A 15328-nucleotide genomic window follows, 5' to 3' on the forward strand; every position below is an offset into this window, starting at 1 on the left:
GGGCCCTTTCGTGTGCGTGTGCGTGTGCGGGGCCGGGCTAGATCGTGCCCAGCTTGATGATCGACAGCAGGGCGACCAGCTGGATCGAGGACGCGCCCAGGGCCTTCGCCCACGGCAGGTCGTGCGACTTGCTGATCAGCGAGGTGAACAGGGCTCCGGCCGCCACCCACGTGGCCCAGCCCAGGACCTGTACGACCATGTTGTCGCCGCCGAGGAACACGGCGAACAGCAGGCGCGGCGCGTCCGTGATGGACATGACCAGCATCGACAGGCCCACCGTCGGCTGCCATGAGCCGTCGCCGCCCAGCTGGCGGGCCAGGGTGTGCGTGACCGCGCCCAGGATCAGGCCGCAGATGACGAAGGCCACGCCGGCGGACAGGACGATCGGGACGGCCTTCGGCACGGTCGCGTTGATGACGTCCTCGCGGGCGTCGTCGAGGCCGAAGACCGCGAGCAGCCCGTAGAGGAAGGTCACGATCAGCGCGGGACCCCAGACGGCGTAGTCACGCATCTGCAGGAAGGTCTGCCCCGGCCGCGTCACGATGGCGCGGAGCAGTTCCTTCCACGGCAGCCGCGGCCCGGACGGCACCGCCGAGGCCGCACCCGCCTGGTAGGTCGCGCCCTGGCCGTACGGGTCCTCGCCGACGGCGAAGACCTGGGTGTGCCCCGGGTTGTCGTTGTAGCCCCCGCCCCCGCCGTGGCCGCCGTGGCCGTACGGGGGCTGCTGCGCGTGCGGCTGCTGCTGCCCGTACGGGTCGAAGTACTCCGGCTCGCCGTGACCTCCCGCGCCCGGCTGCGGCCACTGCTGCTGCGGTGGCGGGCCGCCGACGGGAGGGTAGGGCGGCTGGCCGTACGGCGGCGGTTGCTGCTGCTGACCGTACGACTGCTGCTGCTGCGGGGGTTGTTGCGGAGAGCGGTTGTTGTCCCTGCCGCGTCCGATCCTGAATCCAGCCACGTGATCGAACGTACCTGGTCCGGCGAGCATCGGTGGACGGGCAGCCGGAACAGCCACCCTTTGCGGCTGACCTGTGACATCCCTTAGGGGATCCCGGAGGGGCTGTCCCCACCCCGTGTCCGATCATGCGACGTGTCCGGTTTACAGGGCTGTGTGGTGGTCTGCCGCCTTCCGTTACATTCCCGACGGGATAACCACATATCGGGTCCGTAGCTTCGTACTCGTCGCCACCACGCAGGACGAACGAGTACGAACGAGCACGAGATACGAGACACGAGAAGAGCTCACACCATGCGCAACACCCGCCGAACCACCCTCCGCAGTGCCGCCGTCGTCGCCGGCACGGCCACCGTCCTGGCCCTCCCGGCCGGGTCCGCCTTCGCGGCCTCGCCGGCCGTACCGGAGCCCCGGCCGTCCGTCGTGCCGGCCCCGAGCGTCCGCGCGTACGTCACGACCGTGAAGCTGGCGGACGGGTCCATCGCCAAGGTCTACAAGATCGGCGGCAGTCACTTCGAGGCGGACGTCTTCGCGGGCCCCACGAAGCTGGACACGCTGGTCGGCAAGGACGGCGCCGCCTCGTACGGGCAGAACAACGGACTGCACGTCGTGCTCCAGCCGAACGGCACCGTCACCTCCTGGATGGACGGCGCGCCGAAGCCGCAGCCGAAGCCCGAGCCGAAGCCCGAGCCGAAGCCCGCGCCCAAGAGGGAGATCAGGAAGGAGAGCTCGGTGCGGATCGGCATGCCCGACGGGCGGATCGCCAAGCTCGTGGACGGCCCGAACGGCAAGCGCGCCGAGATCTCCACGCCGAAGGGCCGCGCCCTCGCCACGATCGACCTGCGGCGTCCGAGCGTCCACCACGACGGCTGGACGTACCAGCTGGTCCAGGACGGCACGCGCGTGAAGTTCGTCGTCATCGACGGCAAGGGCGGCGGGAACAGCTGGGCGTACGACTTCGACGGCAGGCTGATCGAGAAGTGCACGGTCGACCCGGCGGGGCCCGGCGCCCCGAGGCTGGTCGCCTCGGGCGGCGGCCCGGCCGCGGCGGGTGCGAGCGGGCTGGGCTTCGCCATGCTGAGCGGCCAGGGCTGAGCCCCTCCCGCCCCCGTACGACGGAACGGCCGGTCCCCCGGGTGGGGGACCGGCCGTTCCGGTGCTGCGGGTGTCCTGCGTCCTACTTGGTCTCGGCCTCGGGCTTCGCCTCGGCCGCCTCGGATGCTTCGGCCGCTGCCTCCGGCTCGGCCTCTTCCGCGGCTTCCGGCTCCGCTTCCGGCTTGGCCTCGGCGTCCGCCTCCGGCTTCGCCTCGGCGTCGGCGTCCGACTCCGGCTCGGCCGCGGTTTCCGCCTCAGCCGCTGCCTTGGCCTCTGCTTCCGCCTTCGCTTCGGCCGCCGCCTTGGCTTCCGCCTCGGCCGCCGCCTTCGCCTTGGCTTCCGCCTCCGCCGCGGCCTTCGCGGCAGCGGCTTCCGCCTCGGCCGCGGCTTCCGCCTCGGCCTCCGCCGCGAGCGCGGCCAGCTCGGCCTCCGTCGGGCCCGGGGTCTTCACCGAGTCGAGCAGCAGCTGCGCCACGTCGACGACCTGGACGTGTTCCTTGGCCTGGCCGTCGTTCTTCTTGCCGTTCACCGAGTCGGTGAGCATCACGAGGCAGAAGGGGCAGGCGGTGGAGACGATGTCCGGGTTCAGGGACAGGGCCTCGTCGACGCGCTCGTTGTTGATGCGCTTGCCGATCCGCTCCTCCATCCACATCCGCGCGCCACCGGCGCCACAGCAGAAGCCCCGCTCCTTGTGGCGATGCATCTCCTGCTGACGCAGGCCCGGCACGGCCGACATGATCTCGCGCGGCGGCGTGTAGACCTTGTTGTGCCGGCCCAGGTAGCACGGGTCGTGGTACGTGATCAGGCCGTCGACCGGCGTGACCGGCGTGAGGCGGCCCTCGTCGATCAGGTGCTGGAGCAGCTGCGTGTGGTGGATGACCTCGTACTCGCCGCCCAGCTGCGGGTACTCGTTCGCGATGGTGTTGAAGCAGTGCGGGCAGGTCGAGACGATCCGCTTCGCCGACTTCGGCTTACGGGTCGAAGGATCTTCGTCGTCTTCACCGAATGCCATGTTCAGCATGGCCACGTTCTCCTGGCCCAGCTGCTGGAACAGCGGCTCGTTGCCCAGGCGGCGCGGCGAGTCACCGGTGCACTTCTCGTCGCCGCCCATGATCGCGAACTTGACGCCCGCGATGTTCAGCAGCTCCGCGAAGGCCTTCGTGGTCTTCTTGGCCCGGTCCTCCAGGGCGCCGGCGCAGCCGACCCAGTAGAGGTAGTCGAACTCGGAGAGGTCCTCCGCGTCCTTGCCGATGATCGGGACCTCGAAGTCCACCTCCTTGGTCCACTCGACGCGCTGCTTCTTCGCCAGGCCCCAGGGGTTGCCCTTCTTCTCCAGGTTCTTGAGCATCGTGCCCGCCTCCGACGGGAACGCGCTCTCGATCATCACCTGGTAGCGGCGCATGTCGACGATGTGGTCGATGTGCTCGATGTCGACCGGGCACTGCTCCACGCACGCACCGCAGGTGGTGCAGGACCACAGCACGTCCGGGTCGATGACGCCGTTCTCCTCGGCGGTGCCGATCAGCGGGCGCTCGGCCTCCGCGAGAGCGGCGGCCGGGACACCGGCGAGCTGCTCCGCCGTGGCCTTCTCGTTGCCCTCCATGTCCTTGCCGCCACCGGCGAGCAGGTACGGGGCCTTGGCGTGCGCGTGGTCGCGCAGCGACATGATGAGCAGCTTGGGGGACAGCGGCTTGCCCGTGTTCCAGGCCGGGCACTGCGACTGGCAGCGACCGCACTCGGTGCACGTGGAGAAGTCGAGGATGCCCTTCCAGGAGAACTGCTCGACCTGGGAGACGCCGAAGCTGTCGTCCTCGCCCGGGTCCTCGAAGTCGATCTCCTTGCCGCCCGAGGTCATCGGCTGCAGGGCGCCGAGGGCGGTGGAGCCGTCCGCGTTCCGCTTGAACCAGATGTTCGGGAAACCGAGGAAGCGGTGCCAGGCGACACCCATGTTGGTGTTGAGCGAGACCACGATCATCCAGATCAGCGAGGTGCCGATCTTGATCATCGCGGTGAAGTAGATGGCGTTCTGCAGCGCGCTGGCCGAGAGCCCCTTGAACGCCAGGACCAGCGGGTACGAGACGAAGTACGCCGGCTCGTAGCTGTCCACGTGGTGGATCGCGCCCTCAAGGCCGCGCAGGCACAGGATCGCGAGGCCGATGGTCAGGATGATGTACTCGACGAAGTACGCCTGCCAGGCCTTCGAGCCGGTGAAGCGCGACTTGCGGCCGGCCCGGGAGGGCAGGCTGAGCAGCCGGATCGCCATCAGGACCACGATGCCGAGGACGGTCATCAGGCCGATGAACTCGATGTAGAGCTCGAACGGCAGGAAGCCGCCGACGATCGGCAGCACCCAGTCGGCCTGGAAGAGCTGGCCGTAGGCCTGCGCCAGGGTCGGCGGCAGCGTCAGGAAGCCGATCGCGACGAACCAGTGCGCGAAGCCGACGATGCCCCAGCGGTTCATGCGGCTGTGGCCGAGGAACTCGCGGACGAGGGTGAGCGTTCGGGCCTTCGGGTCATCCGTGCGGCTGCCTGCCGGCACGGGCTGGCCGAGCTTCACGAAGCGGTAGATCTGCGCCACGGCTCGTGCGAGCAGCGCGACGCCGACCACGGTCAGGACCAGCGACACGATGATCGCGGCGAGTTGCATGGAAGGGCTCCTCGGGCGGCACTTACTAAGCGGTAACTTATGAAGTCAAGGCTTGAGGTTACCCATTCCCGACGCCGCAATGTAGCCGAGCGTGCGGTGATCTGTGTCGCTCAGGCGACCCTTTGCCGGTACACCGCGCGCGGGGTCTGCGCCAGGATCGCGAGGTCCATCCCGAGCCAGTGGTTCTCCACATAATGCCGGTCGAGCAGGGCCATCTCCTCCCAGGGGAGGTCCGAACGCGCGCTGACCTGCCACAATCCGGTCATTCCGGGGCGTACGAGGAGCCGCTCGGGGCGGTCCGTGCGAGCCTCCGGGCGCGGCCCGACCAGCGACATCTCGCCGCGGAGCACGTTCAGCAGCTGCGGGAGGCCGTCGAGGGCGCAGTGGTCCAGGGCCGCGCCGATCCGGCCGGCCCCGTCGTCGGTGCGCAGCCGCCAGGTCCGGAAGGGCCGCCCGGCCAGGCCCGCCGCCGGCTCCCGTACGAAGGGGCGCCCGCCCTGGGTCGCGTAGAGCAGGGCGGTGATCGCCGTGAGCGGCAGGCCGAGCACTGCGAGCAGCATCACTGCCCCGAGGAGGTCGAACACCCGCTTCGCCGGCGGGGTGGCGGGGACCCGGACCCGCGGGGCGGTGAGTGTGAGGGGCATGCCAGCACGCTGCCGCATGCCTCCGGCGGTCTTGCGGTGCCGCGCGGCTGCCGTGACCCGTTCGGCTGTAGTGACCCGTTCGGCTGCAGTGCCGCTGCCGCTGCGGGGGCCGGTCCCCGGGCCCCCGCGCCTCAGGCGCCGGCGGGGCCGTTTCCCAAGGTTGCGCGTAAGGGGCAGCTAAAGGTTGAGTCGACTCGACTCAGCTCTGTTGACGCAAGCGCAGCGATACGGCATGGTTGAGTCTGTTCCACTCAAGTCAGCTGGAGGAATTGAAATGGCACGTGCGGTCGGCATCGACCTGGGCACCACTAACTCCGTCGTCAGCGTTCTGGAAGGCGGCGAGCCCACCGTCATCACCAACGCCGAGGGCGCCAGGACCACGCCGTCCGTCGTCGCCTTCGCCAAGAACGGCGAGGTCCTCGTCGGCGAGGTGGCCAAGCGCCAGGCGGTCACGAACGTGGACCGGACCATCCGCTCCGTCAAGCGCCACATGGGCACTGACTGGAAGATCAACCTGGATGGCAAGGACTTCAACCCGCAGCAGATGAGCGCCTTCATCCTGCAGAAGCTGAAGCGCGACGCCGAGGCGTACCTGGGCGAGAAGGTCACGGACGCGGTCATCACCGTCCCGGCCTACTTCAACGACTCCGAGCGTCAGGCGACGAAGGAGGCCGGCGAGATCGCGGGCCTGAACGTCCTGCGCATCGTCAACGAGCCCACGGCCGCCGCCCTGGCCTACGGCCTCGACAAGGACGACCAGACCATTCTCGTCTTCGACCTCGGTGGCGGCACCTTCGACGTGTCGCTCCTGGAGATCGGCGACGGCGTCGTCGAGGTGAAGGCCACCAACGGTGACAACCACCTCGGTGGCGACGACTGGGACCAGCGCGTCGTCGACTACCTGGTGAAGCAGTTCGCCAACGGCCACGGCGTCGACCTGTCCAAGGACAAGATGGCGCTCCAGCGTCTGCGCGAGGCCGCCGAGAAGGCGAAGATCGAGCTGTCCTCCTCCACGGAGACCACGATCAACCTGCCCTACATCACGGCTTCCGCCGAGGGCCCGCTGCACCTGGACGAGAAGCTCACGCGCGCCCAGTTCCAGCAGCTGACCGCGGACCTGCTCGACCGCTGCAAGACCCCGTTCCACAACGTCATCAAGGACGCCGGCATCGCGCTGTCCGAGATCGACCACGTGGTCCTGGTCGGCGGCTCCACCCGTATGCCGGCCGTCGCCGAGCTCGTCAAGGAGCTCACCGGCGGTCAGGACGCCAACAAGGGCGTCAACCCGGACGAGGTCGTCGCCATCGGCGCCACCCTCCAGGCCGGTGTGCTCAAGGGTGAGGTCAAGGACGTCCTGCTCCTCGACGTGACCCCGCTGTCCCTCGGCATCGAGACCAAGGGCGGCATCATGACCAAGCTGATCGAGCGCAACACCACGATCCCGACGAAGCGCTCCGAGATCTTCACGACGGCCGAGGACAACCAGCCGTCCGTGCAGATCCAGGTCTACCAGGGCGAGCGCGAGATCGCGGCGTACAACAAGAAGCTCGGCATGTTCGAGCTGACGGGCCTGCCCCCGGCCCCGCGTGGCGTCCCGCAGATCGAGGTCTCCTTCGACATCGACGCGAACGGCATCATGCACGTCACGGCCAAGGACCTTGGCACGGGCAAGGAGCAGAAGATGACCGTCACCGGCGGCTCCTCGCTCGGCAAGGACGAGGTCGACCGCATGCGCCAGGAGGCGGAGCAGTACGCGGACGAGGACCTGCGCCGCAAGGAGGCGGCCGAGTCCCGCAACCAGGGCGAGCAGCTCGTCTACCAGACGGAGAAGTTCGTCAAGGACAACGAGGACAAGGTCCCGGCCGACGTCAAGACCGAGGTCGAGGCCGCCGTCGCCGAGCTGAAGGAGACGCTCAAGGGCGAGGACACGGCCGAGATCCGCACCGCGACGGAGAAGCTCGCCGCGGTCAGCCAGAAGCTCGGCCAGGCCATCTACGCCGACGCGCAGGCCGCCCAGGCCGCCGGCGGCGCCGGTGACGCGGGCCAGGCCAAGGCCGACGACGACGTCGTCGACGCCGAGATCGTCGACGACGAGAAGCCGAAGGGCGGCGCTGCCTGATGTCGGAGGAGACCCCGGGTTTCGACGAGAAGCCCGAAGTCCCCGACGCCGGTCAGAACGACGCTGAGCCGAAGGCCGCCGACTCCGCCAAGGAGGAGGCGGCCCCGGCCGGGGACGCAAGCCAGGACGTGGCGCTGCTGGCGCAGCTGGACCAGGCCCGCACCGCGCTCTCCGAGCGCACCGCGGACCTCCAGCGGCTCCAGGCCGAGTACCAGAACTACCGCCGCCGGGTGGAGCGGGACCGGATCACCGTCAAGGAGATCGCGGTCGCGTCCCTCCTGACGGAGCTGCTCCCGACCCTGGACGACATCGGCCGGGCGCGGGAGCATGGCGAGCTGGTCGGCGGCTTCAAGTCGGTGGCCGAATCGCTGGAGACCGTCGCCGCCAAGATGGGCCTGCAGCAGTTCGGCAAGGAGGGCGAGCCCTTCGACCCGACGATCCACGAGGCCCTGATGCACTCGTACGCGCCGGACATCACCGAGGACACCTGCGTGGCGATCCTGCAGCCGGGGTACCGGATCGGCGAGCGTACGATCCGTCCCGCACGGGTCGCGGTGGCCGAGCCCCAGCCGGGCGCGGCCCCGAAGTCCGAGTCCACGGAGGGCGAAGCGCCGGACGGCTTGGACGCGGATGCCCCCGACAAGGGCTGATGCAGCACACGTAGAAGCACGGGAGGAGGGACACCGGGGATGAGCACGAAGGACTTCGTCGAGAAGGACTACTACAAGGTCCTCGGTGTCCCGAAGGACGCCACCGAGGCCGAGATCAAGAAGGCGTACCGGAAGCTCGCCCGCGAGTTCCACCCGGACGCCAACAAGGGCGACGCCTCGGCCGAGGAGCGCTTCAAGGAGATCTCCGAGGCGAACGACATCCTCGGCGACGCCAAGAAGCGCAAGGAGTACGACGAGGCGCGCGCCCTGTTCGGCAACGGTGGCTTCCGCCCCGGGCCGGGCGGCGGCGGCTCGTTCAACTTCGACCTCGGCGACCTCTTCGGGGGTCAGCAGCAGGGCGCCGGCCAGGCCGGCGGCTTCGGCGGCGGCCTGGGCGACGTCTTCGGCGGCCTCTTCAACCGCGGCGCCGGCCCCGGTGCGGGCACCCGTACCCAGCCGCGCCGCGGCCAGGACATCGAGTCGGAGGTCACCCTCTCCTTCACGGAGGCGGTGGACGGGGCCACGGTCCCGCTCCGGATGTCCTCCCAGGCCCCCTGCAAGGCCTGTTCGGGCACCGGCGACAAGAACGGCACCCCCCGGGTGTGCCCGACCTGTGTCGGCACCGGCCAGGTCTCGCGGGGCAGCGGCGGTGGCTTCTCGCTGACCGACCCCTGCGCGGACTGCAAGGGCCGCGGTCTGATCGCGGAAACCCCCTGCGAGGTCTGCAAGGGCAGCGGGCGCGCCCGCAGCTCCCGCACCATGCAGGTCCGGATCCCGGCGGGCGTCTCCGACGGCCAGCGGATCCGGCTGCGCGGCAAGGGTGCGCCGGGCGAGCGCGGCGGTCCCGGCGGTGACCTGTACGTGGTCGTGCACGTCGGTTCCCACCCGGTGTTCGGCCGCAAGGACGACAACCTGACGGTGACCGTGCCCGTGACGTTCGCGGAGGCGGCGCTGGGGGCCGAGATCAAGGTCCCGACCCTGAACGGCCCCTCGGTGACGCTGAAGCTGCCGCCGGGCACCCCCAACGGGCGCACCATGCGAGCCCGCGGCAAGGGTGCGGTCCGCAAGGACGGCACCCGCGGCGACCTGCTGGTCACGGTGGAGGTCGCGGTCCCGACCGAGCTGTCCGACAAGGCCCGCGAGGCCCTGGAGATGTACCGCGAGGCGACGGAGTCGCAGGACCCGCGCTCCGCGCTGTTCGAGTCCGCGAAGGGAGCATGACATGGACGGCCGCCGACGACAGTCCTCCCGTCTGGGAAGTGGTGCCTACCAACTCACCGACGAGACCCCGGTCTATGTGATCTCGGTGGCCGCCCAGCTCTCCGGTCTGCATCCGCAGACCCTCCGCCAGTACGACCGTCTCGGCCTGGTCTCCCCGGACCGTACGGCCGGCCGCGGCCGGCGCTACTCGGCCCGTGACATCGAACTGCTCCGTACGGTGCAGGCGCTGTCGCAGGACGAGGGCATCAACCTGGCGGGCATCAAGCGCATCATCGAACTGGAGAACCAGGTCGCCGCGCTCCAGCAGCGCGTGGCCGAGCTCTCCGCGGCCGTGGACGGCGCGGCGGCCACGCTGCAGGCCCGCGAGGCCCAGGTGCACGCCTCGTACCGGCGCGACCTGGTCCCGTACCAGCCTCCGCAGCCGGGCAGTGCCCTGGTGGTCTGGCGCCCCAGCCCCAAGCGGCCGATGGACTGATCCGGGCCCGCTCCCGGTCCCTTTGCGTCGCACGCCCTCAGGCCCCGCCCCTTCCAGGGCGGGGCCTGAGGGCTGTCGGGGCCGCGGCGCCCGCGGCGCCTTCAGAGACCGTCCTGGTCCCGGTCGTGGTCCTCGTGGTCCGGATGCCCGTCGGAGTCCTGCTCCGGGCCGGACGGGCGGCCCAGGATGCCGGCCTGGGCGATGAGGTAGCCGAGCTGCGCGCGGCTGCCGCTGCCGAGAGTGGTGGCGAGCTTGGCGATGTGCGCCCGGCAGGTACGGACGTTCATGCCGAGGCGGCGCGCGATGGCTTCGTCGACGTGGCCCTCGATCAGGAGCTGGGCGATGGTCCGCTGCACGCCCGAGATCCCGCCGGGGGTGCTGCGGTACGTCACTTCCTCCTGGAGGGGAACGGCGCGGTGCCACAGCTGCTCGAACACCTTGATGAGGTAGTCGACCAGGCCCGGGTGGCGCAGCTCCAGGGCGACCCGGCGGTCGTCGCTCACCGGGATGAAGGCCACCGTGCGGTCGAAGATGATCAGGCGTTCGATCAGCTCCTCCAGGGTGCGGATCTCCACCTTGCCCGTCGAGATCCGCTCCACGTAGGCGAGCGTGCCCTGGCTGTGCCGTGCGGTGTGCTGGTACAGGGTCCGTATGCTGACCCCGCGGTCGATCAGCGGCTGGTCGCGCTCCAGGGCCTGGGTGAGGGCCAGGGAGGGCCGGGCGCCGCCCGGCTGGACCGTCAGCACCTCGGTATGGCATTCGGCCGTCGCGAGGTTCAGGGCGGCGTTGATCTGTTCGAAACCCTCCAGCACCGTGATGGCGTGGGTGTTGGCCGGGCTCTGTGCACTGATGGCCAGGAAAGGCTCGAAAGTGTCGGTGAGATCTACAGCGCTGCGCCGGCGGTCCTGGATCTCGCGTTCAATCGGATGGAGCCGTTGAGCCAAAGCTACGGACGGGGGAACCGGACGGAGCTGGTTCGCGTCATCCGGGTCGGGCTGCAGGAGAGCGAATTCAAGCAGGCAGGGGGCGTTCTGGATCTCGCCCCGGGCGATCCGGCCGGTGCTCAGTGCGGTCGCGTAGAGCCGTGTCCCCTCGGCGCACATGGACGTCACAGGGTGGGGATGTGTCGCCTTTGTCTCGTTTCGCGTCAAATCTCCACCCCCCAGGGTCCTGAACATGCAAGAACATGATGCATCGTCCCTGTGGCATTGACGTGCCTGAATGAGCCATCGTCTGTCACGCGGGGGAGAGGATTCCATCAAGTGAGGACGAAGCCGACCATGTACAAGAGAATGCTTCGCTCGGTGCTTGCCATAGTTTTCTCCGCCGTTGCGGTTTTTGGGGCAGTCAGCGCCGTCGAAAGTGACGCGGGGAGCGCTAGGGACGGTCAGGGCACGAGCCTGACGAGCACGGACGACACCGGCTGGACCACGGCGCCCGCGGGTAAGTACGCGGACACCGGCTGGACCAGCGGCCTGCTGGGCGGAAACGGCGGGGATACGGGTTGGACCGAGGCGCCTGTGACGGTGTCCGCATGACCCCCGACGATCGCGGCTTCCGCCGCGAGATGGCCTCCGCCTACCGTTCGGGCTGGCAGTTCATCGATCTCGCCACGGCCATCCCCCACCCTGGCGACTCGTTGATGGTCACCCTGTTCGGCCAACCGATCGTCGTCGTGCGCGAGGAGGACGAGGACGTACGTGCCTACCGGTGCCTGCGCCGCCCGCGGGGCGCGCCGCAGCCCGTCCGCTGCGAGGTGCGCTACGGAATGGTCTTCGTCAATCTCGATCAGCGTGACCACCAGCTCTTCGAACCCGATATCACCACCGCCACCCCCCGCAGTGCCTGAAGCGATTCCCCCGTCGTTCCAGATCGCTCAGGCGCTACCCCCACACAACGGCGCCATCGTGGACCTGACCACGATGGCGCCGTTGTGATGTCCACGTCCAGTGCGTGAACCGGACAAGATGAAGAATCAACGGCTTACGCGCGCCCCATGGCCCGGTCCAGGGTGATCTCCATGACGACCCGGTCGGGATTGGGCGACGGAGTGCGCCCGTAGCGCTCCGCGTAGCGCGCCACCGCGTCGGCGACCGACGCCTCGTCCGTGCGGATCACCGCGCGGCCCTCCAGCGTGGCCCAGCGGCGCCCTTCCATCTGGCAGACCGCGACCCGCGCGCCCACCGGCGTGCCGTCCGGCCGCTCGGCCTGTGCCTGCGCCTGCGCCTGTGCCTCCTGCGCCGCCAGGATGTTGCGCACCTTCTTGCTGTGCCGGTTGCTGATCACCCGGGCCAGGCCGGCCTCCGGGTCGTACGTCACCCCCACCGGCACCACGTGCGGCGTGCCGTCGGGACGCGGGGTGGTCAGGGTGCAGACGTGCCGCTCCCGCCAGAAGGCGAGGTACTCGGGCGTCGGGTTGAGTACGTCATGAGACATGGCCCGAAGGGTACGGGGCAACGGTGTCCCCACTTGCCTTGAGTGGAATAGACTCAACTTTGCATACGCTGACCCTGTCAGTGTTGTTGTGGGAGCTACCCCTCGGGGAGAGGAGAAGTCGCAGTGGACGCCGAACTGACCAACAAGAGCCGCGACGCGCTGAAAGCGGCCACCAGCAGGGCCGTCAAGGACGGTCATGCGGACCTGACCCCCGCGCACCTGCTGCTGGCCCTCCTCGCAGGCGAGGACAACGAGAACGTCATCGACCTGCTGGTCGCCACCGACGCCGACCAGGCCGCCGTGCGGGCCGGGGCCGAGCGGCTGCTCGCCGCCCTGCCCAGCGTCACCGGCTCCACCGTCGCGCCCCCGCAGCCCACCCGCGACCTGCTCGCCGTACTCGCCGAGGCGGACGCGGAGGCCGGCAGGCTCGGCGACGACTACCTCTCCACCGAACACCTCCTCATCGCCCTCGCCGCCAAGGGCGGCGCGGCCGGCGAGGTCCTTTCCACCCAGGGTGCGACGGCGAAGAAGCTGCTCGACGCCTTCGAGAACGCACGAGGAGGACGGCGGGTGACCACCCCCGATCCCGAGGGCCAGTACAAGGCCCTGGAGAAGTTCGGCACCGACTTCACGGCAGCGGCGCGTGAGGGCAAGCTCGACCCGGTCATCGGCCGTGACCAGGAGATCCGGCGCGTCGTCCAGGTGCTCTCGCGCCGGACGAAGAACAACCCCGTGCTCATCGGCGAACCCGGCGTAGGCAAGACCGCCGTCGTCGAGGGCCTGGCCCAGCGCATCGTCAAGGGCGACGTCCCCGAGTCCCTGAAGAACAAGCGCCTCGTCTCCCTGGACCTCGGCGCGATGGTCGCCGGAGCCAAGTACCGCGGAGAGTTCGAGGAGCGGCTGAAGACCGTACTGGCCGAGATCAAGTCGAGCGACGGCCAGATCATCACCTTCATCGACGAGCTGCACACGGTCGTCGGCGCGGGCGCCGGCGGCGACTCCGCCATGGACGCGGGCAACATGCTCAAGCCCATGCTGGCCCGCGGCGAGCTGCGGATGGTCGGCGCGACCACGCTCGACGAGTACCGCGAGCGGATCGAGAAGGACCCGGCGCTGGAGCGGCGCTTCCAGCAGGTGCTGGTCGCCGAGCCGTCCGTCGAGGACACGATCGCGATCCTGCGCGGGCTCAAGGGCCGCTACGAGGCCCACCACAAGGTCGTCATCAACGACAGCGCGCTGGTGGCCGCCGCGACCCTCTCCGACCGGTACATCACCTCCCGCTTCCTCCCCGACAAGGCCATCGACCTCGTCGACGAGGCCGCGTCCCGGCTGCGCATGGAGATCGACTCCTCCCCGCTGGAGATCGACGAGCTCCAGCGTTCCGTGGACCGCCTGCGGATGGAGGAGCTGGCCCTGAAGAACGAGTCCGACCCGGCCTCGATCGAACGCCTGGAGAAGATCCGCAAGGACCTCGCGGACCGGGAGGAGGAGCTGCGCGGGCTGACCGCCCGCTGGGAGAAGGAGAAGCAGTCCCTCAACCGGGTCGGTGAGCTCAAGGAGCGCCTGGACGACCTGCGCGGGCAGGCCGAGCGCGCCCAGCGCGACGGCGACTTCGACACCGCCTCCAAGCTGCTCTACGGGGAGATCCCGACCCTGGAGCGCGAGCTGGCGGAGGCCACCGAGGAGGAGGCCGAGGCCTCCAAGACCGGACACTCCAAGGACTCGATGGTCAAGGACGAGGTCGGCCCCGACGACATCGCCGACGTGGTGGGCGCCTGGACCGGCATCCCGGCCGGCCGGCTGCTGGAGGGCGAGACCCAGAAGCTGCTGCGCATGGAGGACGAGCTGGGCCGCCGCCTGATCGGGCAGGGCGAGGCCGTACGGGCCGTCTCCGACGCCGTGCGCCGCACCCGGGCCGGCATCGCCGACCCGGACCGCCCGACCGGCTCCTTCCTCTTCCTCGGCCCGACGGGCGTGGGCAAGACGGAGCTGGCCAAGGCGCTCGCGGACTTCCTCTTCGACGACGAGCGGGCCATGGTCCGCATCGACATGTCGGAGTACGGCGAGAAGCACAGTGTGGCCCGTCTCGTCGGTGCCCCGCCCGGCTACGTCGGCTACGAGGAGGGCGGCCAGCTCACCGAGGCCGTGCGCCGCCGCCCGTACAGCGTGGTGCTCCTCGACGAGGTGGAGAAGGCCCACCCCGAGGTCTTCGACGTCCTGCTCCAGGTCCTGGACGACGGCCGGCTCACGGACGGCCAGGGCCGGACCGTGGACTTCCGCAACGCCATCCTGATCCTGACCTCGAACCTGGGCAGCCAGTTCCTGGTGGATCCGCTGACCCCGCCGGAGCAGAAGGAGCAGCAGGTCCTGGACGTGGTGCGAGCCTCCTTCAAGCCGGAGTTCCTCAACCGCCTGGACGACCTGGTGGTCTTCTCCGCGCTGACCCAGGACGAGCTCGCGCACATCGCGCAGCTCCAGATCGGCCGCCTGGCCCGGCGCCTGGCCGACCGCAGGCTGACCCTGGACGTCACGCCCGAGGCCCTGGCCTGGCTGGCCGAGAAGGGCAACGACCCGGCGTACGGCGCCCGGCCGCTGCGCCGCCTGATCCAGACGGCGATCGGCGACCGGCTGGCGAAGGAGATCCTCTCCGGCGAGGTCCGGGACGGCGACACCGTACGGGTCGACGTCGCGGGCGAGGACCTGCTGGTCGGCAAGGCCCTCTGAGCGGGGCGGCCGGCGTCGGGACACCCTCGGGACGCCGCCTCGGGACGCCGCCTCGGGACGCCGCCTCGGGACGCCGTCGGCCGCCTCAGGAGGCGTCGAAGCGGACCTTCTCGGTCGTCCCGACTCAGGGGTGATCCGCAGCCGCAGCCCGGCCGCCCGGCCGGGCTGCGGCCCGTCGTGGGCGAGGGCGAAGCACCGCTCGCTCTCCGGGTCGTGGTTCTCCGGCCGGGGACCGGGGCAGGCGACCTGCTCCGGTGCCTTCGGGAAGGACGCGACCCACGCCTGGCACGGCCATGCGCCCCCTTACCTGGTTCTTACTCGCTTCTTACTCGTTCTGCCCGGAGCGGATCGTACGTGCGGGGCTG

General features: G+C 69.9%; 12 protein-coding genes. 7 read left to right on the top strand and 5 right to left on the bottom strand.

Annotation, left to right across the window (positions count from 1 at the left end; all coding sequences use genetic code 11):
* Positions 1 to 37: 37 nt before the first annotated feature.
* Positions 38 to 955 (bottom strand): Yip1 family protein, encoded by a 918-nt coding sequence (locus tag ACFY0D_RS01235; RefSeq protein ID WP_390796370.1) that lies wholly within the window; start codon positions 953 to 955, stop codon positions 38 to 40.
* A gap of 291 nt (positions 956 to 1246) precedes the next feature.
* Between ACFY0D_RS01235 and ACFY0D_RS01240 the strand changes: the two genes are divergently transcribed.
* Positions 1247 to 2047: a hypothetical protein gene (locus tag ACFY0D_RS01240; protein WP_390796371.1), complete on the top strand. Its 801-nt coding sequence runs from the start codon at positions 1247 to 1249 to the stop codon at positions 2045 to 2047.
* An 82-nt stretch (positions 2048 to 2129) separates the two neighbouring features.
* Here the strand turns inward: ACFY0D_RS01240 and ACFY0D_RS01245 are convergent, their stop codons facing one another.
* Both ACFY0D_RS01245 and ACFY0D_RS01250 read right to left on the bottom strand, forming a co-directional pair.
* Positions 2130 to 4694, bottom strand: coding sequence for a heterodisulfide reductase-related iron-sulfur binding cluster (locus tag ACFY0D_RS01245; protein ID WP_390796372.1), 2565 nt, complete (start codon positions 4692 to 4694; stop codon positions 2130 to 2132).
* 110 nt (positions 4695 to 4804) lie between these two features.
* On the bottom strand, positions 4805 to 5338 hold the full coding sequence (locus tag ACFY0D_RS01250; protein ID WP_390796373.1) for a sugar transferase: 534 nt from the start codon (positions 5336 to 5338) through the stop codon (positions 4805 to 4807).
* 274 nt (positions 5339 to 5612) lie between these two features.
* Between ACFY0D_RS01250 and dnaK the strand changes: the two genes are divergently transcribed.
* From dnaK to ACFY0D_RS01270, 4 genes are read left to right on the top strand one after another with little or no spacing between them, the layout of a single operon-like run.
* Entirely contained in the window at positions 5613 to 7457 is a 1845-nt protein-coding gene (dnaK, locus tag ACFY0D_RS01255; protein ID WP_390796374.1) for a molecular chaperone DnaK, read from the top strand.
* Complete coding sequence (gene grpE / locus ACFY0D_RS01260) at positions 7457 to 8107, top strand: nucleotide exchange factor GrpE (RefSeq protein WP_301368620.1); 651 nt, start codon at positions 7457 to 7459, stop codon at positions 8105 to 8107. Before dnaK ends, grpE begins: the two co-directional genes overlap by 1 nt.
* Before the next feature lie 39 nt (positions 8108 to 8146).
* Positions 8147 to 9328, top strand: a complete 1182-nt coding sequence (dnaJ, locus tag ACFY0D_RS01265; protein WP_301368618.1) for a molecular chaperone DnaJ — start codon at positions 8147 to 8149, stop codon at positions 9326 to 9328.
* 1 nt (position 9329) lies between these two features.
* Complete coding sequence (locus ACFY0D_RS01270; protein ID WP_327263604.1) at positions 9330 to 9803, top strand: heat shock protein transcriptional repressor HspR; 474 nt, start codon at positions 9330 to 9332, stop codon at positions 9801 to 9803.
* A 101-nt stretch (positions 9804 to 9904) separates the two neighbouring features.
* On the opposite strand, the gene ACFY0D_RS01275 is transcribed toward ACFY0D_RS01270, so the two are convergent.
* Complete coding sequence (locus tag ACFY0D_RS01275) at positions 9905 to 10981, bottom strand: helix-turn-helix transcriptional regulator (RefSeq protein WP_390796375.1); 1077 nt, start codon at positions 10979 to 10981, stop codon at positions 9905 to 9907.
* 356 nt (positions 10982 to 11337) lie between these two features.
* Here ACFY0D_RS01275 and ACFY0D_RS01280 point away from each other — a divergent pair, with 356 nt between their 5' ends.
* Complete coding sequence (locus ACFY0D_RS01280; protein ID WP_030383724.1) at positions 11338 to 11652, top strand: hypothetical protein; 315 nt, start codon at positions 11338 to 11340, stop codon at positions 11650 to 11652.
* A gap of 134 nt (positions 11653 to 11786) precedes the next feature.
* On the opposite strand, the gene ACFY0D_RS01285 is transcribed toward ACFY0D_RS01280, so the two are convergent.
* On the bottom strand, positions 11787 to 12239 hold the full coding sequence (locus ACFY0D_RS01285; RefSeq protein WP_390796376.1) for a pyridoxamine 5'-phosphate oxidase family protein: 453 nt from the start codon (positions 12237 to 12239) through the stop codon (positions 11787 to 11789).
* Positions 12240 to 12362: 123 nt separating this feature from the next.
* Here ACFY0D_RS01285 and clpB point away from each other — a divergent pair, with 123 nt between their 5' ends.
* Positions 12363 to 14963: an ATP-dependent chaperone ClpB gene (gene clpB / locus ACFY0D_RS01290; protein WP_390796377.1), complete on the top strand. Its 2601-nt coding sequence runs from the start codon at positions 12363 to 12365 to the stop codon at positions 14961 to 14963.
* Positions 14964 to 15328: the final 365 nt, after the last annotated feature.

Source organism: Streptomyces sp. NPDC001502 (assembly GCF_042894785.1).
Taxonomy (GTDB): Bacteria; Actinomycetota; Actinomycetes; order Streptomycetales; family Streptomycetaceae; genus Streptomyces; species Streptomyces kutzneri.